The sequence below is a fragment of the Amorphoplanes friuliensis DSM 7358 genome, from assembly GCF_000494755.1.
Lineage (GTDB): Bacteria > Actinomycetota > Actinomycetes > Mycobacteriales > Micromonosporaceae > Actinoplanes > Actinoplanes friuliensis.
Map to the genome: position 1 here is coordinate 5,438,486 of NC_022657.1, position 20,625 is coordinate 5,459,110.

Genomic DNA, 20,625 nt, shown 5'->3' on the forward strand with positions numbered 1-20,625 from the left:
GGCGCGACTCAGGTCAGGCGGTGACTCCCGACTCGACGGTCAGGGTGCCCGCGGCGGTGTCGATCGTGGCCTTGGCGCCCAGCGGCACGGTCAGCTGGCCGTTGCCGTGGCCGATCCGCAGGCCGCCCAGCACGGGTACGCCCAGACCGCCGATCCGGTCCAGCACCGCAGTCGCCGCGTTCCACGTGGCGTTGTTCGCGGCGTTCGTGAACTGCCCGATCGCCACGCCGGCGATCCGGTCGAGGGCGCCCGTGCGCAGCAGCTGGGTGAGCATCCGGTCGTAGCTGTACGCCGCCTCGTCGACGTCCTCGAACAGCAGGATCGCACCGGCGAGGTCGGGCAGGTCGCGCGTACCGATGGCGGTCTGGATCATGGTCAGGTTGCCGCCGAGCAGCCGCCCGGTGGCCGTGCCGGGCACCACCACGGCGGAGCTGGGCTCGGCCGGGTCGCGGGTCAGGACCGCCGGCTCGGTGGTCATGATGGCCTTGCGCAGGGACTCGATCTCGACCGGGCCGGTCCGCGAGTCGGTCCAGTTGACCATCGGTCCGTAGAAGGTCACGAGCCGGGCGCTCTGCCACAGGCGGCCCATGAGCGAGGTGAGGTCGCTGAAGCCGACGAAGACCCTGGGGTCGCGGCGGACCGCCTCGAGGTCCAGCCGGTCGACGATCCGCTGGGTGCCGTAGCCGCCGCGGGCCGCGAAGACGCCGCGGATGCCGGGGTCCGAGAACGCGGCGTTGAGGTCGGCCAGCCGATCGTCGTCGGTGCCCGCGAGATAGCCGTACACGTCGTCGACGTGGTCGCCGACCTCGACCTCGAGGCCGAAGCTCTCCAGGATCTCGATGCCGCGGTCGAGCCGTGAGTCCGGCTGGTAGGCCGTGGCGATCACCCGGACGCGGTCGCCCGGCCGCAGCATCGGCGGTTTCACGGCCCGGCGCGGCGCGGCCTGGGCGGGTGCGGCCGTGGCACCGGCCACGAGGGTGCCTCCGCCGGCGACCGTGGCACCGAGCAGGGTTCGGCGAGTCAGCGTCATCCCGGCACGGTGCCGTCCCGGTCCCATCGAGTCAAGGTGATCGATGAAAATCGACAGCTTCAGGCCAGCGCGACGGTGAGCAGCAGCAACCACTGGGGGTCGCGGAGGCGGTCACCGTAGAGCTCCCGGACCCGGGTCATCCGGTAGCGCACGGTCTGCGGGTGCACGAAGAGCGCCGCCGCGACCTCGTCCCGGCGGCCGTGGTGCAGCAGCCAGCCGCGCAGTGTCTCGGCGAGCTTCTCGGCCGTCGCGCTGCGTTCGCCCGCCAGCGGTGCGAGCGCCTTCTCGCGCAGGTCGGCGAGGGCCTGCGGGTCGGCGTTGACCACGAGGCTGACCAGGTGTTCCTCGGTGTCCACGACCGCTCCCCCGGCGCTGGGCGCAAACCGGGCGGTCCGCACCGCGCGGGCCAGCGACTCCCGGACCTGCAGCCAGGGCCGCGACGGGCCGACGATCGCGCCGCGACCGGCCAGCAGGCGCATCAGGTGCGCCCGGGACACACCCTGCGCGTCGGGCACCAGCAGCACCGAGGTCTCGTCGGGCCCGGCCTCGGCCGCCTGGAGCGTCCGGGCGTCCAGGAGCTCCAGCACCGCGCGGGTGGCGGGCTCCGGCACCAGCAGAGCGGTCAGGGTCTGCGGGGACGCCCATTCCGCACGCTCGGCCGCCGCCAGCACCACGTGCTCCGGTTCACCGGCCAGCAGGACCTGGGCCAGGTGTTCGAGGTGGCGGCGGCGGGCACGGTTGGACGTGGCCAGCTCGTCGGCGTGCCCGGCGACACTGGCCGCCGACAACTCGTCGATGTAGGCGAACACCTGCTCGGCGAAGTGCGCGATCGTCCCCGAGTCCTGCCCGCCCCGCACGCTGATCGCGGCCAGCTCCCGCCAGGCCACCCGGGCCCCGAGCCGGTACGCCGCGAGCAGCGCGTCCAGGCTGCGGCCGTTGCGCGCCTCACCCCGGCCGAGCGCGTACGCGGCCTCGAGCGCCGGCGCCAGCGGGGAACCCTGCCCGCGGCCCGCCGGCCGGGACACGAGGTTGAGGAACGTGCCCAGCGCCGCCCGGACGGCCTTCTCGATCTGCGGGCCGAGCGGGCCGGAGAACGCCTTCGCGTACGCGGGCACCCCGTCGGTGATCGCCTCGACGGTCTGCGCGGCCACCGCTGGCAACGCCTGCTTTAGGGGTGCTACCGCCCCTGCGGTCAGCTGGAAGTCTTGAACGTCGCTCATGATGGCCTCCTTTTGTTCCCTGCGAACAATAACCCCGGCCGGATTCACGTTGATCCGGTCAGGCGATATCCCGGGAAACGACGCAGGCTTGTGTCATGGCGGTAACACAGACCCTGCGGTCCGGCGCGTGGCGCGTCGTCGAGCTGATCACGACACCCCTGGTGCCGGCGGACTACCTCGACGTGGTCGCGCCCCTGCGCAACGCCAGTGTCCTGCGCGCCAAGATCGAATCGGTCCGGCCCGAGACGCGCAACAGCGTGACGCTGGTGCTGCGGCCCGGCCGCGGCTGGCAGCCGCACGAGCCCGGGCAGTACATCCGCATCGGCGTCGACGTCGACGGTGTCCGGCTCTGGCGTGCGTACTCCGTGACCTGCGCGCCCGGCCGGCTGTCGGTGACGGTCAACGCCGTCCGGGACGGTGTGGTCAGCAACTACCTGATCCGCAACGCCAAGCGCGGCATGATCGTGCACCTGGACAACCCGGCCGGCGAGTTCACGCTCCCGACACCCCGGCCGGAGAAGGTGCTCTTCGTGACGGCCGGCAGCGGCATCACACCCGTGATGGGCATGCTGCGCAGCGCCCTGCACGAGCTGAGTGACGTCGTCGTGCTGCACTCGGCGCCGGAACGCGAGGCCGTCGTGTTCGGCGAGGAGCTGCGCACCCTGGCCGCCGACGGGCGGATCCGCCTGATCGAGCGGCACACCCGTACCGATGGACGGATCTCCACCACCGAGCTGGCCGAGCTGGTCCCCGACCTGTTCGAGCGGCACACCTGGGCCTGCGGGCCCAACGAGATGCTCGACGACCTGGGCGCGCACTGGGCCCTGGCCGGTGCGGCCGAGCGGCTGCACGTCGAGCGGTTCCGTCCGACGATCATCGCGGCCGGCGAGGGTGGCAAGGTCACCTTCGGCAGGTCCGGGACCGTGGTCGACGCCGAGGGCGGCGTACCGATCCTGGAGGCCGGTGAGAACGCCGGTGTGCTGATGCCGTCCGGCTGCCGGATGGGCATCTGCTTCAGCTGCGTGCTGCCGATGACCGAGGGCTCGGTCCGCGACCTGCGCGACGGCTCGATCACCACCGCGGTCGAGGGTGACCGCATCCCCGTCCAGACGTGCATCTCGGCCGCCGCCGGCCCGTGCCAGCTGGACGCCTGAACCTCTTCTCCTGCTCCCGCTCCGGAAGGAACTTCGTGACCACGATCCAGCGCAAGCGCGTCAGCCCGATCGACCACCTGACCGCCGAGGACATCGAGACGCTCGGCCGCGAGCTCGACGCGATCCGGGACGAGATCGTGGCCGGCCGGGGTGAGAACGACGCGAAGTACATCCGCCGCGTCATCAGCGTGCAGCGCAAGCTGGAGCTCAGCAGCCGCGCGATCCTGCTCTTCTCGCTCTTCCCGCCGGCCTGGCTGGTCGGCACGGCGGGCCTGTCGGTGGCCAAGATCCTCGAGAACATGGAGATCGGCCACAACATCATGCACGGCCAGTGGGACTGGATGCGCGACCCGAAGATCCACTCGACCGCCTGGGAGTGGGACAACGCGTCGCCGTCGGAGCAGTGGAAGCACTCGCACAACGAGCTGCACCACACTTACACGAACGTCGTCGGCAAGGACAACGACCTCGGCTACGGCATCATGCGCGTCGACGAGGGGCAGCGCTGGCACCCCATCTACCTGGGCCAGCCGCTCTGGAACTTCGTCAACGCGTGCTTCTTCGAGTACGGCATCGCCGCGTACGACCTCGAGCTCGGCAAGAACCTGAAGACGAAGAAGCGGCGCACGAACCCGGAGTTCAAGGAGCGCCTCAAGCAGGTCCGCCGCAAGATCGGCAAGCAGATGCTGAAGGACTACGTCGTCCACCCGGCGCTGTCGATCGTCACCGGCTCGTTCCTGCACACCCTGGCGGCCAACGCCGTCGCCAACCTGGTCCGCAACCTCTGGACGCACTCGGTGATCATGTGCGGTCACTTCCCGCAGGGCGTCGAGACCTTCGAGCGCACGTCGATCGAGGGCGAGACCCGCGGCGAGTGGTACGTCCGGCAGATGCTCGGCTCGGCGAACATCGACGGCAACCGTGTCATGCACATCATGACCGGCAACTTGTCGTACCAGATCGAGCACCACCTCTTCCCCGACCTGCCCAGCAACCGCTACCAGGAGATCGCGCCCCGGATCCGCGAGATCTTCGACCGCTACCAGCTGACCTACGTCAGCGGCTCCCTGCCCCGGCAGGTCGGCTCGGCCTGGGCGAAGGTCTTCCGGCTCTCGCTGCCCAACCGCGGCGAGGCCAAGCTGGCGGCGGACGCACCCCGGCCCAAGCAGGTCAAGCGGGCCAAGGCCTACCGGTGGCAGCGCCCGGCCGAAGAGCCGACCCCCGTAGCCGTCAACTCCTGAACGAAGTTCGCCTACGCTGGACCGGTGAGTGACGTGGTGAAGAACTGGGCCGGCAACATCACCTTCAACGCGAGCCGGATCCACCGGATGCTGACGGTTCCTGAGCTGCAGGACCTTGTCGCCGGCGGCGGGAAGGTCCGGGTCCTCGGCAGCGGCCACTCCTTCAACCGGATGGCCGACACGACCGGGGACCTGGTCGACCTCATCGGCCTCCCCCGCGTCGTGGAGATCTCCGCGGACCGCCGCACGGTCCGCGTCGACGGCGGCATCCGGTACGGCGAACTGGCCGACCGTCTGCACGCCGAAGGCCTGGCCGTGCACAACATGGCGTCGCTGCCGCACATCTCGGTCGCCGGTGCCGTCACCACGGCCACCCACGGCTCCGGCGTGCGCAACCGCAACCTCGCGACGTCGGTCGCCGGCCTCGAGCTGATCCGCGGTGACGGCAAGCTGGTCACGCTGCGCCGCGGCGACGAGGGCTTCGACGGCGCCGTGGTCGGTCTGGGCGCCCTGGGCATCGTCACCGCCCTGACCCTGGACGTCGTCCCGGCGTTCGAGATCCGGCAGTACGTCTACGACGACCTCCCCCGGTCCGTGCTCGACGACAACCTGCCGGAGATCCTCGCCTCGGGGTACAGCGTCAGCCTCTTCACCAACTGGCAGAGCACCGACATCAACCACGCCTGGCTCAAGCGCACCGAGCCGATGCCCGACGGCCCGTTCTTCGGCGCCCGGCCCGCCGACGGCCCGCGCCACCCGGTGCCGGGTGTCGACGCCACCAACTCCACCGAGCAGTTCGGCGTCCCCGGCCCGTGGCACGCCCGCCTGCCGCACTTCCGCATGGAGTTCAGCCCGAGCACCGGCGCCGAGCTGCAGTCGGAGTGGATGGTGCCGCTCGACCGCGCGCTCGAGGCCATCGACGCCGTGGCCGCCATCCGCGAGCAGCTCGCCCCTGTCCTCCAGGTCAACGAGATCCGCACGGTGGCCGCCGACGACCTGTGGCTGAGCATGAACTACCACCGCGACAGCCTGGGCCTGCACTTCACCTGGATCGCCGACACGGACCGGGTCCTGCCGGTCGTGGCGGCCCTGGAGGAGCAGCTCGCTCCGCTGGAGGCCCGCCCGCACTGGGGCAAGGTCTTCACCCAGGACCCGGCGACGATCCGCTCCCGCTACGAGCGCTTCGCCGACTTCCAGGCCCTGGCCGCCGAGTACGACCCGGCGGGCACCTTCCGCAACGCCTGGCTCGACGACATCCTCGGCTAGATCCCGAGCTCCACCGGCAGCCCGAACGTCACGAAGAGCTCGGGCGCCTCGAACGCCTTCATCACCGAGATCCGCCCACCCTCGGCTTGCAGAACGCCCAGCACAAACGGGCGGTAGGCCGTGTCCCCCTCGGCCAGCACGTAGCCGGCGACCGCGGGCTGACGGTTCGCCGCCCACGGCAGCATCCGCCACCGGCCCCGCGACATCATGCCCTCACGCAGGGCCGGAGCAACCTGGGCCGCGCCGTGCCACTCCCCGACGCCGGGCTCGATGCTCAGCACCACGTCCTCCCGCAGCAGCCCGACCAGCGCCTCGGGGTCGGCCTGCTCGTGCGCGGCGATGTACCGCTCCAACAACTCCCGCTGCTCCGCCCCGGGCTCCCCGGCGGGCGCCCACTCCTCCCGCCCTCCCGGCCACCGCTCCCGCAGCGTCACCCTCGCCCGCTGCACGGCACTGTTGACCGCCGGCACGGACGCATCGAGCAACTCCGCCACCTCACGCGCACTCCAGGCCAGCACATCCCGCAGAATCAACGCGGCCCGCTGCCGCGCCGGCAACAACTGGATCGCGGCCAGAAAAGCCAGCGAGATCGTCTCCCGCTCCACCACCGCAGCCTCCGGCCCGGGCCGCTCGTCCAGCACCTGATCCGGGTACGGCTGCAGCGGCGGCGTGGTCCTCCTCAGCGTGTCCAGGCAGGCGTTGGTCGCGATCCGATAGAGCCAGGTCCGCGCACTCGACCGCCCCTCGAAGGACTCCCTTCCCCGCCAGGCCCGCAGCAGCACCTCCTGCACATGGTCCTCAGCAGCCTCGAACGACCCGAGCATCCGATAGCAGTGCACATGCAACTCCCACCGATACCGCCGGCTCAACTCGTCGAACACCTCGGCTTCCACACCGTCGTTCATACCCGACCTGGGGTCGTCGGCGGCGGCCGAACGGGACGAGGAAAGCTCGATGATCGGTCGACGCTTCCATCCATACAGACCGTATCCACGGGGACGGCGCCGGGGTTTGGAGATGTACCCCGATCACTTTCCCGGAAGGTCTCCGATGCGGTCCTGGTCCATGAAGAAGACATCGCTCGCCGCGATGATGATCGCGGTGCTGATCGCGGCGTTCGCCTATGTCACCGTCAGCGCCGACGCGGCGGTCGCACGCGCACCCGGACCACCCACGAGGGTGGCCGCGACAGCTCAGGACCGGTCCGCGCTGGTCAGATGGAAACCGCCGGAAAGCACCGGTGGGTCGCCCGTCAGTGGGTACGTCGTCACCGCCCAGCCCGGTGGGGCGACGATCACCACGACGGCTGTGACCAGCGTGCAGGTGGGCGGCCTGGTCAACGGCCGGCGCTACACGTTCACCGTCGCCGCGGTGAACGTGGCAGGCACCGGCGCCCGGAGCAGGCCGTCCGCACCGGTGGTCCCGCAGGCCGCCACCAGGCCGGGCCGGGCGCGCTCGGTGTCCGCGGTGGCCGGCAATCAGAGCGCGACAGTCACCTGGAAGCCCCCGGCCGGCGACGGAGGTAGCCCGATCACCGGCTACCGGGTCCGTGCCGTACCGGGCGACACCGAGACCACCGTGACCGGCGACGTCCGCAGTACCACCGTCAGCGGGCTCACGAACGGCACTCGTTACCGGTTCACGGTCGTGGCGGTCAACGCCGTCGGCGCTGGTCCCTCCTCGGACCGCAGCCGTGTGGTGACACCGGCCGTCGGGCCTCCGGCGGCACCGTCGTCGGTCGGAGCCGCCGCGGCCGGCCGGGGCGGTGTGACCGTCACCTGGGAGCCGGGAGACGACGGCGGCTCTCCGATCACCGGGTACGAGATCGTCGCCTCGCCCGGCGGCGCCACCGCCCGCGCGGGGAAGGACGACCGCTCGGCCACCATCAAGGGATTGCGATCCGGGACGGCTTACACGTTCGGAGTACGCGCCCGGAACGTGAAGGGACGCGGTGCTCCCGCGACCACCGCACCCACCCGGCCCGACGTCACGGTGCTGGCGGGCACCGTCGTGCTGTCCAAGGACTCCCTGGCGGCCCTGACCGACGTGTCGGACGGGCAGACGCTTACCTTCACCGACGCTCCTACGCAGGTCACAGGTCTGAAGCCGGGCAACGTTCTGGTCGCCGACGTCAGTGAGGAGACACCGCTGGGTCTGCTGCGCAAGGTCGTCAGCGTGACAACGGACGGTGCCACTACCAGCGTCGTCACCGCCGAGGCGTCACTCGACGAGGCCCTCAGCAACGGCGCCGTCGCGGTCGACACCGAACTGGGCGCGGAGGACATCGAGCAGTTCGCGCCGGCCCGGGACGGTGTGCGGCTGGTCGCGCCGAAGGGCGTGGCCAAGCTCGATCAGCCGTCCTTGACCATCTCGCTGGACGTCGACCTGGTCAAGGAGGGCAACCGCAAGGTCACCCTGAGCGGCTCGCAGAAGATCACGCCGAGCGTGTCGTTCGACGCCTCGGTCCGGTGCTGCACGCACACCGAGTCGCACTTCACCGCCTCCGTGGCGGTGGAACGCAAGCTCGAGGCCAAGGCGGAGATCAGCAAGGAGATCAAACGCAGCATCCCGCTGGGCCGGATCGACTTCACCCCGATCCGGTTCTCGATCGGCTTCGTGCCCGTCGTGATCGTCCCCCGGATGGAACTCACGCTGGAGACCTCGGGGAAGATCAGCGCGGGGATCGTCACCTCGGTGAGCGAGACGACAACGTCGGGCGTCGACATCCGCACCCGCGACTCCCGGGTCACCGCTCGTGAGATCAACACCCGGAGTACGGCGTACCAGCAGCCGACTGTCTTCGCTGCGGCCGAGTTCACCGCCGGGCCGCGCATCCGGATGAGCCTGATGCTCTACGGCGTGGTCGGCCCGTACGTCCAGATCACCGTCCGGGTCATCGACCTGAAGGCGGACACCAGCGCGGACAGTTTCGTGACGCTGAAACTCTCCGGCTCGATCGGCGCCGGGTTCCAGCTGTCGCTGCTGGGGAAGAAGATCGCGGACTGGGAGCGGGATCCGCTCGTCTCCTTCGAGGTGCCGCTCTACCAGTCCGGCCCGTTCATGGGTGTCACGGTCACCCCGGCGGAGGCTGTCGTGCCGGCCGGTGGGACGGTGCCGTTCACCGCGACGGTCGCCCGCTCACCGGTCCAGACCGTGGTGTGGTCAGTCAAGGACGGCGAGGGAACCATCACCCAGGACGGTGTCTACACCGCTCCGGACAAGGCCGGCCGCTACGAGATCACGGCGACCAGCCCCGCGAACGGCCTCAAACCCGAGACCAGGGCGACCGGCGAGGTGGAGGTCACCGCCGAGGAACCGGAACCGGGCCGGGCCGACGTCCTGATCGCCGGATCCGGGGACTACGGCAGCACCACGGGCGCCTCCTGGCTGAAGGAGCGTCTGGAGGCGGCCGGCTACACGGTCGAGATCGACGCCGACGACGACCTGCCGGACAACCTCTCCGGGTACGACCAGATCTGGGCCGTGAGCACCAGCCCGTTCCCGGACGACGACCTCGACCGGCTCGTCGCCTTCGTCAAGAGCGGCCGGGGTCTCTTCCTGACCGGTGAGCGTCCCTGCTGCGAGAGCATCAACGCCGCCGACACCACGATCGTCAAGCAGCTGGTCACCGGTCTGGATTCCCTGCAGATCGGTGGCCTCGGCGACCCGTTCCCCCAGCTCGGTCCGGTGCCGCTGAAGGCGGACGCGCCCGGCGGCGTCACCCGCAAGCCGTTCGCCGTCGACACCTGGACCGTCGACGCGCCGGGCGGCCTGGCCGGGGTGCCGGCCAGGAACGTGATCGCGGAGGTGGACAACGGTGAGGCTCCGGCGGTGCCGATCGCTGCTGCCTGGGGCCCGGACGAGGTCTCCGGCGGCGGACGCCTGACGCTGCTGATGGACATCAACTGGAACCAGCCCGCCGAGATGGATCCCGTCACCGCCAACCAGCTGGCGCAGAACCTGGCCTTCTTCCTCAGCGGCGATGCCGCGCCCCCGGGACCGCCGGCCGCGGTCGCCGCCGGCTCGCAGAAGAAGTCCCTCGACCGGACCAGAACGGCGACGAGTTCGGCGGGTGTCCGCTAGGCATCAGGTGCCGGCCGTACCGGGCGAGTCCGGTACGGCCGGCAGGTAAGTTGGGCCGGTGGCCGGCGTTCAGGGGTTCGTATGAGCGTGCGGCGGGCGACTGTGGTGGTTGTCGGGGGTGGGCAGTCCGGGTTGTCGGCCGGGTACCACCTGAAGCGGCGCGGGTTCACCAGTGCGCTGGACGACCCTGACGGTGAGCGGACCTTTGTTGTGCTCGATGCCGCGCCCGCCGCGGGTGGGGCGTGGCAGGAGCGGTGGGAGTCGCTGCGGATGGCGACCGTCAACGGGATCTTCGACCTGCCGCGGTTCCCGAAGCCGCCGCTCGATCCTGGAGAGCCCAGCCGGACCGCCGTGCCGCGCTATTTTGCGGCGTTCGAGCGGGAGGCCGGGCTGCCGATCCTGCGTCCGGTGCGGGTTTCCGCGGTCCGGTCGCAGCCGGACGGCAGTCTGAGCGTCGAGTCCGATCAGGGGTCGTGGGTCACCCGGGCGATCATCAACGCGTCCGGGACCTGGACCAATCCGGTACGCCCGCACTACCCGGGGCTGGAGACGTTCGCCGGGCTGCAGTTGCACACGCAGGACTACGTGTCGGCCGAACGCCTCGCCGGGCTGCGGGTGGCCGTCGTCGGTGGCGGGATCTCCGCCGTGCAGCTTCTGGAGGAGATCTCGCGGGTGGCGACCACCTTCTGGTACACGCGGCGGGAGCCCGTGTTCCGGGACGGGGAGTTCGAGCCCGAGGTCGCCGGGCGGGAGATCATCGCGAAGGTGGTCGCGGACGTCGAGGCGGGGCGGCCGGCCCGGAGTGTCGTCTCCTACACCGGCCTGATCTGGACGCCGTACGCCCTGGCCGCGAAGGAACGGGGTGCGCTCGTCCGCCGGGCGATGTTCGTTTCTGTCGAGCCCGGGGGTGTCCGGGAGGCGGACGGGTCGTTCACGGCGGTGGACGCCATCGTCTGGGCCACCGGGTTCCGGGCCGCGCTCGGCCATCTGGAGCCGCTGGGGCTGCGGGGCGAGAACGGTGGCATCCGGATGACCGGGACGCAGGTCGCCGGGGAGCCGCGGGTGCACCTGGTCGGCTTCGGGCCGTCCCAGTCGACCGTCGGCGCGAACCGTGCGGGACGTGAGGCGGTCAATGCGCTGGTCAAGTTCCTCGACGGAACCGGCTGATCTTTGATCCGTTCCGGGCCGCGGTCCGTACTGCCGGGCACCAGGGGACCTTCCCGGGTGATGACTGGAGGTTGACGTGCTCGCCGTCGATCGATTGGTGCGGTCCCGCCGCCGCCTGTCCGGTGCGGTGCTGGTTGCCGTGGCTCTGGTTCTGCTCGACCCGCAGGTCGCTCACGCGGAGCCGGGTGTGCCGGTGCCACCGAACGGGTTGCTGACCGACCGGGGCAAGGGCAACATCTCGGACGCGGACAAGGACTTCGCGATCAAGGTCCGTCTGGCCGGGCTGTGGGAGATCCCGGCCGGCGAGATGGCACAGAAGAAGTCGGACGACCCGCGGATCCAGGAGATCGGGCGTGACATCGCCGCCCAGCACGAAACGCTGGACAAACTCGTCCGTGACGCCGCCAAGAAGCTCGACATTACGCTGCCCAGCAAGCCGAACGCCGACCAGCAGACCTGGCTCGCCGAGATGCGGGACGCCGAGGGCGAGGACTTCGACCGGGTCTACATCGACCGCCTGCGGGCGGCCCACGGCAAGATCTTCCCGGCGATCGCCACGATCCGGGCCTCCACCCGCAACGACACCGTCCGCAAGCTGGCCCAGCGCACCAACCAGTTCGTCATGACCCACATGACCCTGCTGGAGAGCAGCGGCATCGTCGACTTCGCCGCATTGCCGACCGCGCCACCGCCGGCAGCCGCCACGAGCGGTCCGGCGACAGCCACGAAGCTGCAGTCCTCCGGTACGCCGCTGGCGCTGGGCGGCACCTCCCTGCTCACGATCATCGTGGTCGCCCTGGCCAGCGTGGCGGCGACCGCCCTCGTCTGCCGCCGCTTCATGCAGACCTCCCGGCGCCCGTACCGCCGGCAGAGCGGCCGGTACTACGAGACCTGACAGCGGGGACGGCTTCCCCGTCGGCGTTAAGAACACGTCAAGAAACAGACGGATCCACCCCTGCGACCTCATGCTGGTCGCGTGGAGCCGAACAAGATCACCGGTAGCTTGCAAGCGCGCGATTCCGTGAGGCTTGCGGTTGTGGTGGGGGCGCTCGGTGTCGTGTTCGGCGACATCGGGACCAGCCCCATCTACACCCTGCAGACGGTGTTCAACCCCGAGGACCCGCATCCCGTACCCGTCAGCGCCGGGAACGTGTACGGCGTGGTCTCGCTGATCTTCTGGTCCGTGATGATCATCGTGACGGTGACGTACGTGCTGCTGGCGATGCGGATCAGCAACGACGGTGAGGGCGGCATCATGGCCCTCATCGCGCTGCTCCGCCGGTGGGGCGCCCAGCAGGGCAAGCGGGCCGCGGTCGTGCTGGCCGCCGTGGGGATCTTCGGCGCCTCGCTGTTCTTCGGCGACAGCATGATCACTCCGGCGATCTCGGTGCTGTCGGCGGTCGAGGGTCTCAAGGTCGTCGAGCCGTCACTGGGCGCGCTGGTCGTACCGATCACGGCCGTGATCATCGTGGTGTTGTTCTCGGTGCAGCGGAAGGGGACGGCGTCGGTCGGCCGGATCTTCGGCCCGGTCACGATCCTGTGGTTCGTGGTCATCGGCGCCTGCGGGATCGGCGGCATCGCCGGTAACCCCGCGATCCTCAAGGCGCTGTCGCCGACGTACGCGATCGGCTTCCTGACCGGCCACTTCGGCATCGCGTTCTTCGCCCTGGCCGCGATCGTGCTGGCGGTGACCGGCGCCGAGGCGATCTACGCGGACATGGGTCACTTCGGCCGGCGGGCCATCAGCCGGGGCTGGCTGCTCCTGGTGTTCCCGGCGTGCGCGCTGAGTTATCTCGGACAGGGCGCGCTGATCCTGGAGAACCCCGCCAACATCAGCAGCCCGTTCTTCCTGCTGGTCCCGGAGTGGGGCCGCCTGCCGATGGTGCTGCTGGCCACGGCGGCGACGGTCATCGCGTCGCAGGCGGTGATCACGGGCGCCTTCTCGGTCGCCTCGCAGGCCGCCCAGTTGGGCTATCTGCCGCGGCTGCGCATCGCGCACACCTCGGAGTCGTCGATCGGGCAGATCTACGTCCCGTGGATCAACTGGCTGCTCCTGGCCTCGGTGCTGACCCTCGTCTTCGCGTTCCGCAGTTCGGCGGCGCTGGCGTACGCGTTCGGCATGGCGGTGACCGGGACGATCACCATCACCACGCTGCTGTTCTTCTACGTCGCGCGCTGGAAGTGGAACGCACCGGTGTGGCTGATCGCCGCCGGCGCGACCGTCCTGCTGCTGGTCGACCTGCTGTTCGTGGCGGCCAATCTGACCAAGCTCGCCCACGGCGCCTGGCTGCCGCTCCTGATCGCCCTCACCGCGTTCACGCTGATGACGACCTGGCAGCGCGGCCGCCGGATCGTCACGGCCGAGCGGGAGCGGCGGGAAGGGTCGTTGCGGGAGTTCATCGCCGACATCCGGGACAACGAGGAGTCGATCACGCGGGTGCCCGGCACCGCGGTTTTCCTCAACCGCGGCAAGCTGACCGCGCCCCTGGCCATGCGGGCCAACGTCGAGCACAACCACGTCCGCCACGACCACGTCGTGATCATGTCGCTGCAGACCGAGCCGGTACCCCGGGTGGCGCCGGACGACCGCGTCATCATCGACGACCTCGGGTACGACCACGACGGGATCGTGCACGTCATCGCCCGGTTCGGGTACATGGAGACCCCGGACGTGCCGGCCACGCTGCGGACTCTCGGCACCGAGGTGACCGAGGGGCCCCTGCAGATCGAGCAGGCGTCGTACTTCCTCTCCAAGATCGAGCTGCGGTCCGGCCGGGAGCCGACGATGGCCGCCTGGCGCAAACGGCTGTTCGTGGCCACCTCGTACGTGACCGCCGACGCCGCCGAGTACTTCGGCCTGCCGCGCGACCGGACCGTCATCATGGGGTCGCACATCGAGGTCTGAGCCCGGATCACCGATGAGTTTCCGTCTGCACCACGTCTGCCTGGTCATGACTGTTGTGGAAGCGGATATCTCGATGTCGGTGGACGGGTTCGTGACCGGGCCCGAGCTGGAGGACTTTCCCGGGCTGGGCCGCGGCGGCGAGGCCCTGCACGCCTGGACCGGCCACCCGGAGGGCCAGGCGCTGCTCGACACGATCTTCGGCGCGTCGGGCGCCGTCGTGACCAGCAGAAACGTGTACGACGCGACGGACGGCTGGCAGGCCGAGAACGGCTTCTTCCGGATGCCGGTGATCGTCGTGACCCACCGGGAGCACGAGCCGGTGCACAAGGGCGAGACGACGTTCACCTTCGAGACCGGCGGCATCAAGGCGGCGATCGAGGCAGCGAAGACAGCGGCCGGCGGCAAACGGGTGCACATCATGGGCGGCGCGTCGATCGTCCAGCAGGCGCTGCGGGCCGGACTGGTCCACCGGCTGCGGCTGCACATCGCGCCGCTGCTGCTGGGCTCGGGCACCGCCCTCTTCGACGGCTTGCCCGGCCCCGGGCTCGAACGCCTGGACACGCTGGACACACCTCAGGCCACCCACGTGACGTACCGGGTGCTCGCCTGAGGGGTTCACCGGCGAAAACTCGGTTGCCGGGGCGGCGCCTCTCCGCGAAGCTGACGGGCATGACGTTCTGACGGGTTCACCTCCCTGCGCTTCGCGCGAGAACTTCCTGTCCTTCGCTTCGTTCGGAAGAGAGCGTCTTGTCCACCGTTACTGTTTTTGCGTCCGACGGCAGCTGGATCGAGTCCGACGCCGTCGATCAGTGCCATCAGGTTGCCGCGCTCGAGGGCGTGAGCCACGTCGCCGGGATGCCCGATCTGCACCCCGGCAAGGGCGCCCCGATCGGCGCCGCGATGATGTCGACCGTGCTGTACCCGTTCCTGGTCGGCTCCGACATCGGGTGCGGGATCGCCGTCTTCCCGATCGGCCTCAAGCGTGCCGTCCCGGAGAAGCTGGCCGGCCGCTTCCCCGATCTCGACGTCGAGCCCGACGCCGGCGACCCGGCCTGGGACGTGCTGGACGGCGACGTGCCGGCCGGTCATCTCGAAGGGCTGGGCACGGTCGGGCGGGGCAACCACTTCGTCGAGCTGGCCCGGATCGGGACCGTTCTCGAGCCGGACCACGCGGCCCGGCTCGGGGTCGCCGCCGGTGACGTGGTGCTCGTCGTCCACAGCGGATCACGCGGGCTCGGCGAGCGGATCCTGCGCGCACACACCGAGGTGCACGGTGCGGGGCCCGCCGCCGACCCGGGCGCCTATCTCGCCGCGCACGACGAGGCGGTGCGCTGGGGTTCGCTCAACCGGCGGCTGATGGCCGCCCGGGTCGCCCTCGCGCTGGGCGCCGAGCCCGCCGCCCCGATCGTCGACGAGTGCCACAATCTCGTCGAGGTCCGCGACGGCGCGTACCTGCACCGCAAGGGCGCTGCGCCCGGCGACGGGCGTGACGTGCTCGTCGCCGGCACCCGTGGCACCCCGTCGTACCTGGTCGCGGCGCATGCCGGTGCGGAGGCCGGCTACTCCGTGGCCCACGGTGCGGGTCGCAAGATGTCGCGGTCGGACGCGCTGCGGCGGGGGCGGGCCAAGCACACCGTCGAGGAGTTGCGCCGTACGCCGGTGGGCTCGGTCGTGGTCTGCGGTGACCGGCAGCTGCTCTTCGAGGAGGCACCGACGGCGTACAAGCGCATCGAGCAGGTGATCGCCGACCTGGCCGGGCACGGGCTGGCCACGCCGATCGCCACCACGGTTCCGCTGGTCACCTACAAGACGGCCGAGCTCGGTCCGCGGCCGCGGCGGGATCGCCAGGATCACCGCCGGGGCCGTGGCCGCTCGTGACGAGTCAGGACGACAGGTCGAGGGTGCGGGCGGCGACGAGCGTGTCGCCGTCGAAGCCCGCCAGCCGGATCACCGCTCTCCCGGCCGGCAGCGGCACCGTCAGCGTCGCCTTGTGGTCGGTGAGCGGGGCCGACTGCACCGGGCGCTCGTTCACGTAGACGTCGACGCCGGTCAGGGCCTCGGTGGTCAGCGACAGCGTCACCGCGGAGGCCGTCCGGTCGCCCACTTCGGCGTCCAGCCGTCGCGGTGTGCCGGCGGTGAGGACCACACCCGCGCGTTCCAGCAGGTCCGCGTTGCCCTCCAGCAGGTCGCGACGGGTCATCCGGTACGGCACGTCCGGGCGTACACCGAGGTCCTCGACGGGCTCGCCGGCCCGCTCCCCGACGCGCAGGCAGCGGCGCAACGACACGCGGAACTGCGCACCGGAGGGCAGTGGCCGGAACGGCCCGTCCTTCCAGCCGTCGACGAGGTTCTGGTGGGTCCACACGTTGGCGCCACCGGCGCCGGTGGCCTCGTCGATGCCCAGCACCGGGCCGATCCGGTGGTCCTGGAAACCCGCGGCGAAGATGTCCGTGGCGCTGTAACAGAGCGCGTCCGTGACGAGCACCACCGGGCCGTGGTAGAGCTGGCCGACGCCGTTGACCACCTCGGCCGGATAGAGCGGGAGCGCGCTCGAATACTGCGCGCCGGTCTCGATCGCCTGGTCGACCGAGGGCAGCCAGCCGGCCAGGTCCTCGGCGCTGGCGCACAGCTCGCGGGTCGCGTCGGTGCTGATCAGCTGCATCGGCTCGGGCTGGATCGGCCGCGGTGTGAAGAACTGCAGCAGGAACTCCGCGGCGACGACAAACCCGCCACCGTTGCCGCGGACGTCGAGGATCAGCCCGTTCTTCGGCAGGACGTCGAGGAGCCGGACGACCTCGTTCAGGAAAGCCTCGATCTTCTGGTCCTTCATGTGGAAGGTGAAGATGCGCAGGTGGCCGAAGGTCCCGGCGGCCGTGGTGACAACACGGGCGCGCAGCTCGTCCGGGCGCGTGGTCGGGATCTCGCTCGCCGCCACCTGCGCCGCCGTCGGCTCGGGCACGTCGCCGGGCTCGGACGCGACCCGCCGTTCCTCGTCGACGGCCGCGGGCACGAAGAGCTGCTTCTTCGCCTGCCGCACCACCTCGGTCCGCAGATCAAGACCGACCAGATGCGCCGACGGTACGCTCAGACCGGCGAACGGGCCGTTGTCGGGCAGCGGGCCGTTGAGGTCGGCAGCGGTGTCGAAGACCCGCCAGCGCAGCCGCGTCTCGTGCGGGGTGCCGTCGACCAGACACCGCACGTCGACCCAGTCCTCGTCGGGCACGGGTGAGAGGGCGAGCGTCCGCAGGGTCATGCTCTCCAGGCCGCGGGCGAGCCGGGCACCGGAGTTGCTGCCGGCCTCCCGGTCGGCGTTGCGGGTCACCGCCAGAGCGATCGGGGCGCCGTTCCAGTGCGTGATCTCGGCGCCCTCGACGAGCCGGGCGTCCCCGACGAGGTGCGGGAAGGTCTTCGAGACCAGGAAAGCCGGGCGACCGTCCTGCCAGAACTGTTCGAGCAGGACACCGAGGAACGCGAACGGCCCCTGGTACGGCTGCGGCAGAATGTAGTTCGTGTGCAGGTCGCGCAGTTCGACGAAGATCCGCAGCAGCTCGGCGTGGAAGGCCGCGTCGGTCAGCCGGGACTGCCGGTGACGCAGCAGTCTGAGACGCTGGGTGGGCTCCACGGCGTACATGGCGCGTTTGTGGAGCAGGTGCACGTAAACGGTGTCGATGAGCAGGGCGGCCTGGTCCAGCAGGGTCAGCCGATCAGCCCCGCTCAGCGACGGCTGCTCGGTGAGCTCACGGAAGTCCGGCATCGTGCGTACCGTCCCGAGTCCGTGATCGGGGTCCAGCTTGATTTCCGCCATGATCGACATAGCGCACCTCCGTAGCGACTGTGCGTGACGACGCTACGAGTACCTCCGGAGTCGCACGAGGGACCTGTCGGGCCTGCGACTGCGAAACTCGCCGTTAGGGTGAGGTCCGGTGAAGCGCCGAGGAGCAGGGCGGTGGTGAGTGGACCGATCCGGAGACAAGCGGGCGTTGAACGCCGCCGCCCGGCAGAGCGGCGACCTCCACCTCTTCCTGCCCGAGCCGGGTTACCGGTTCACCGCCCTGCGCGCGCATCCCCCGCCGGCGCCCACCCGCGTACGCCGGCAGCCCAGCGCCCTGCTCGCCGAGGCGCACCACCTCGTGCCGTTCCTCGGTCGTGACGAGGAGCTCCGGACCCTCCTGACCTGGCGTGACAGCCCGGGCGACTACGGCGTGGCACTCGTTCACGGCTCCCCCGGGCAGGGCAAGACCCGGCTGGCCCGCTGGTTCGCGGACCAGTCGGCCGCACCGGGCTGGCTGACCCTCGAGGCCGCACTGATCGGCGACGGACCGGATCCGGCGCGGGACCCCCGTCAGCTGCCCGCCGGCGACCGCGGCCGCATCATCGTGGTCGACCGGGCCGAACGCTGGCCCGTCGAGCTGCTCCGCCGGGCGCTGGCCGACGCCCGCGTGCACGACCAGCGGACCCGGATCGTGCTGCTGGCCCGGCCGGCCGGCAACTGGTGGCTGCGGATCACCGCGTACCTGAGGCGGTCCTTCGACATCGTGCCGGTCGGCGTCGCGCTGGCGCCGCTGCCACCCGAGTCCGGTGACCGGCTCTTCGCCGCGGCCCGTGACAGTTTTGCGGAAGTGCTCGCGGTGCCGGGCGCGCGCGGCCTCAGTGCCCCGGAGTGGTCCGCCGGCCCGACCGCACTGGAGGTCCAGCTGGCCGCGCTCGCCGCCGTGTACGCCACCGGCCGCCACGAGGAGATCACCACCGGCCCCGGCGCAGTCGCGGACTACCTGCTGGACCGCGAGTACGAGAACTGGGCTGGCAGGCACACCGGCCCGGAGACGCTGGCGCGCGCTGTCTACCTGGCCGGTCTCGCCGGACCGTTGCGCCGGGAGCAGGCCGCCTCACTGATCACCGGCATCGCGCTGGCCGACGACGGCGAGGAGTGCGCGTTCCTGATCGACGACCACCGCAGCTGCTGTCCCGCCGAGGGTGGTGAAGCGCTCGCACCCCTGCACCCGGGGCTGCTGGCCGAGGACTTCATCGGGCTGCGGTCCGGCGGACGCCGCAGTGGGACGCAGCCCGACCCGTGGGCGGACCACAAGCTCCCGGAGATCGTGCGGTCGCTGGCCACCGCCGCTCCCGACCGGCTGGTGGCGGCGCTGACCACGATGGTCACCGTGGCGCAGCGGTGGGAGCCGTTCGCGCGGGAGCAGCTCGGCCCGCTGCTGCGCGAGCTGCCCGAGGTGGTGCTGGCGGCGGGCAGCCCGGTGCTCAGCGCCCTGGCCGAGGTGACCACTCTGGATGCCGCGACGCTGCACGACCTCGAGGCGGAGATGCCGATCGACGGCACCCCGGACCTGATGGACCCGCTCGCCACCCTGACCCGGCGCCTCTACGAGCGGATGCGGACCGCGCAACCCCGTGATGCCACGGTCGCAGCCCTCGGATATCGGCTCGCCTCCCGCCTGGTACGCGCGAACCGCCACCCCGAGGCGCTCGCCCCGATCGAGCACGCTGTCGCCTGGTGGACCCGTCCGGAGCGCCGGGAGGAGCCCGGCCATCACCTCAACCGGGCGCTGAGTTGCCGGGCCGAGGTCCTGGACGGTCTGGGCCGCATCGACGACGCGCTGGACAGCGCCGAGGCCGCGACCGCGCTCTGGTGGGACGCCGCCGGCTGGGAGCCCGACGCCGACTTCGCCGCCCATCTCACCCTGCACGCCCGCCTGCTGGCGGAACGCGGGCACAGCGCCGAGGCCGTACGGCACCAGGCCGACGCGATCATGATCTGGCAGGCCTCGGCCCGGCCGGACCACCAGCTCGCGCTGGCACGCGCTCTGACCAGGCAGAACACTTACTGCCGAGCCGCGGGCGCCGGTGCCGACGCGTACGCCGCCATCCGGCGGGCAGCCGCCCGGTGGACCAAACTCGACACCGAGCAGCCGGGCGTCCACCGTGTCGAGCTGCTGGACGCACTGACCGCACTGGCGGCCGCGGCCGAGGCTCCGCTGAGCATCCGCCTCGACGCGGGCGAGCGCGCCGGCAAGGGCTTCTGGCTGCTGTGGCGCCGCGACATCACCCTGCTGCCGCAGACGGCCGCGGCGCTGCGGGCCTGGGCGGCCGCCCTGAGCGAGAGCGGCGCCCACGACGAGGCCTTCGACAAGGTCGGCCGGGCGCGCAACATCGCGGTCCGGCTCAACCGCCAGAACGAGAAGCGTTACGCCCGGCTGCTCGCGATGGTCCAGCTGACCTACGGCCGATGCTGCCTCGAGTCCGGGACCAGGCTGGACGAAGGGCTGGCGGCCGCGCGTACGGCGGAGGAGATCTTCCGGACCCGGAGGTCCATGACCGCCGAGGCCGCGGCGACCCGGCTCGTCGCCGACCTGAGCCAGGCCCGGCCCGGCGGCGCCCTCGAACGCCCGGCACCCGTCACCACCAGGGCCGCCCGCGACGACTCCGGGACCTGCCCGCGGTGCCTGGGATCCGGCCGGCAGAAGCGGGGCGCCTTCGGCGGCGGCAAGACCTGGTCGGTGGTCTGCTCCGGCTGTGGGGGCAGCGGTTTAGTGTGAGGTGTCCC

14 protein-coding genes are annotated in these 20,625 nt (G+C 71.1%); 10 read left to right on the forward strand and 4 right to left on the reverse strand.

The features are described from left to right. Positions 1 to 13: 13 nt before the first annotated feature. Positions 14 to 913, reverse strand: a complete 900-nt coding sequence (locus AFR_RS25260; protein ID WP_041842689.1) for a S66 peptidase family protein — start codon at positions 911 to 913, stop codon at positions 14 to 16. Positions 914 to 1,089: 176 nt separating this feature from the next. Further along, the gene (locus tag AFR_RS25265; RefSeq protein ID WP_041841113.1) at positions 1,090 to 2,250 is read right to left on the reverse strand and encodes a PucR family transcriptional regulator; all 1,161 of its coding nucleotides are present in this window, start codon (positions 2,248 to 2,250) and stop codon (positions 1,090 to 1,092) included. Between the two features lie 95 nt (positions 2,251 to 2,345). On the opposite strand from AFR_RS25265, the gene AFR_RS25270 reads away from it, so the two are divergent. From AFR_RS25270 to AFR_RS25280, 3 genes are read left to right on the forward strand one after another with little or no spacing between them, the layout of a single operon-like run. Continuing rightward, positions 2,346 to 3,404 carry a ferredoxin reductase gene (locus tag AFR_RS25270; protein WP_023363881.1) on the forward strand — a complete coding sequence of 353 codons (1,059 nt, stop codon included), beginning with the start codon at positions 2,346 to 2,348 and terminating at the stop codon, positions 3,402 to 3,404. 35 nt (positions 3,405 to 3,439) lie between these two features. Further along, complete coding sequence (locus AFR_RS25275) at positions 3,440 to 4,645, forward strand: fatty acid desaturase family protein (RefSeq protein ID WP_023363882.1); 1,206 nt, start codon at positions 3,440 to 3,442, stop codon at positions 4,643 to 4,645. A 24-nt stretch (positions 4,646 to 4,669) separates the two neighbouring features. Then, complete coding sequence (locus tag AFR_RS25280; protein ID WP_023363883.1) at positions 4,670 to 5,911, forward strand: D-arabinono-1,4-lactone oxidase; 1,242 nt, start codon at positions 4,670 to 4,672, stop codon at positions 5,909 to 5,911. On the opposite strand, the gene AFR_RS25285 is transcribed toward AFR_RS25280, so the two are convergent. Further along, positions 5,908 to 6,816, reverse strand: a complete 909-nt coding sequence (locus tag AFR_RS25285; protein ID WP_041841114.1) for a sigma-70 family RNA polymerase sigma factor — start codon at positions 6,814 to 6,816, stop codon at positions 5,908 to 5,910. The genes AFR_RS25280 and AFR_RS25285 overlap by 4 nt on opposite strands. A gap of 160 nt (positions 6,817 to 6,976) precedes the next feature. Between AFR_RS25285 and AFR_RS25290 the strand changes: the two genes are divergently transcribed. The 6 genes from AFR_RS25290 (at position 6,977) to AFR_RS25315 (ending at position 15,944) form a co-directional block, all read left to right on the forward strand. Next, positions 6,977 to 9,994: a fibronectin type III domain-containing protein gene (locus tag AFR_RS25290; protein WP_158510569.1), complete on the forward strand. Its 3,018-nt coding sequence runs from the start codon at positions 6,977 to 6,979 to the stop codon at positions 9,992 to 9,994. A gap of 81 nt (positions 9,995 to 10,075) precedes the next feature. Further along, complete coding sequence (locus AFR_RS25295) at positions 10,076 to 11,161, forward strand: NAD(P)-binding domain-containing protein (RefSeq protein ID WP_041841115.1); 1,086 nt, start codon at positions 10,076 to 10,078, stop codon at positions 11,159 to 11,161. A 76-nt stretch (positions 11,162 to 11,237) separates the two neighbouring features. Next, on the forward strand, positions 11,238 to 12,056 hold the full coding sequence (locus AFR_RS25300) for a DUF4142 domain-containing protein (protein WP_023363887.1): 819 nt from the start codon (positions 11,238 to 11,240) through the stop codon (positions 12,054 to 12,056). 126 nt (positions 12,057 to 12,182) lie between these two features. Continuing rightward, positions 12,183 to 14,066, forward strand: a complete 1,884-nt coding sequence (locus tag AFR_RS25305) for a potassium transporter Kup (RefSeq protein WP_238547131.1) — start codon at positions 12,183 to 12,185, stop codon at positions 14,064 to 14,066. Positions 14,067 to 14,079: 13 nt separating this feature from the next. Beyond that, positions 14,080 to 14,676 (forward strand): dihydrofolate reductase family protein, encoded by a 597-nt coding sequence (locus AFR_RS25310; protein ID WP_023363889.1) that lies wholly within the window; start codon positions 14,080 to 14,082, stop codon positions 14,674 to 14,676. A gap of 137 nt (positions 14,677 to 14,813) precedes the next feature. After that, entirely contained in the window at positions 14,814 to 15,944 is a 1,131-nt protein-coding gene (locus AFR_RS25315; protein WP_023363890.1) for an RNA ligase RtcB family protein, read from the forward strand. Positions 15,945 to 15,948: 4 nt separating this feature from the next. Here AFR_RS25315 and AFR_RS25320 read toward each other — a convergent pair whose 3' ends face one another. Further along, positions 15,949 to 17,880, reverse strand: coding sequence for a S41 family peptidase (locus tag AFR_RS25320; protein ID WP_023363891.1), 1,932 nt, complete (start codon positions 17,878 to 17,880; stop codon positions 15,949 to 15,951). Positions 17,881 to 18,019: 139 nt separating this feature from the next. Here AFR_RS25320 and AFR_RS25325 point away from each other — a divergent pair, with 139 nt between their 5' ends. Continuing rightward, positions 18,020 to 20,617 carry a hypothetical protein gene (locus AFR_RS25325; RefSeq protein WP_023363892.1) on the forward strand — a complete coding sequence of 866 codons (2,598 nt, stop codon included), beginning with the start codon at positions 18,020 to 18,022 and terminating at the stop codon, positions 20,615 to 20,617. The last annotated feature ends 8 nt before the right edge of the window (positions 20,618 to 20,625 follow it).

Coding starts and splice junctions, on each gene's coding strand:
- AFR_RS25260 (WP_041842689.1), bottom strand. CDS start 913: ATGCTGCGGCCGGGCGACCGCGTCCGGGTGATCGCCACGGCCTACCAG.
- AFR_RS25290 (WP_158510569.1), top strand. CDS start 6,977: ATGAAGAAGACATCGCTCGCCGCGATGATGATCGCGGTGCTGATCGCG.
- AFR_RS25310 (WP_023363889.1), top strand. CDS start 14,080: ATGAGTTTCCGTCTGCACCACGTCTGCCTGGTCATGACTGTTGTGGAA.
- AFR_RS25320 (WP_023363891.1), bottom strand. CDS start 17,880: ATGTCGATCATGGCGGAAATCAAGCTGGACCCCGATCACGGACTCGGG.
- AFR_RS25265 (WP_041841113.1), bottom strand. CDS start 2,250: ATGAGCGACGTTCAAGACTTCCAGCTGACCGCAGGGGCGGTAGCACCC.
- AFR_RS25270 (WP_023363881.1), top strand. CDS start 2,346: ATGGCGGTAACACAGACCCTGCGGTCCGGCGCGTGGCGCGTCGTCGAG.
- AFR_RS25295 (WP_041841115.1), top strand. CDS start 10,076: ATGAGCGTGCGGCGGGCGACTGTGGTGGTTGTCGGGGGTGGGCAGTCC.
- AFR_RS25285 (WP_041841114.1), bottom strand. CDS start 6,816: ATGAACGACGGTGTGGAAGCCGAGGTGTTCGACGAGTTGAGCCGGCGG.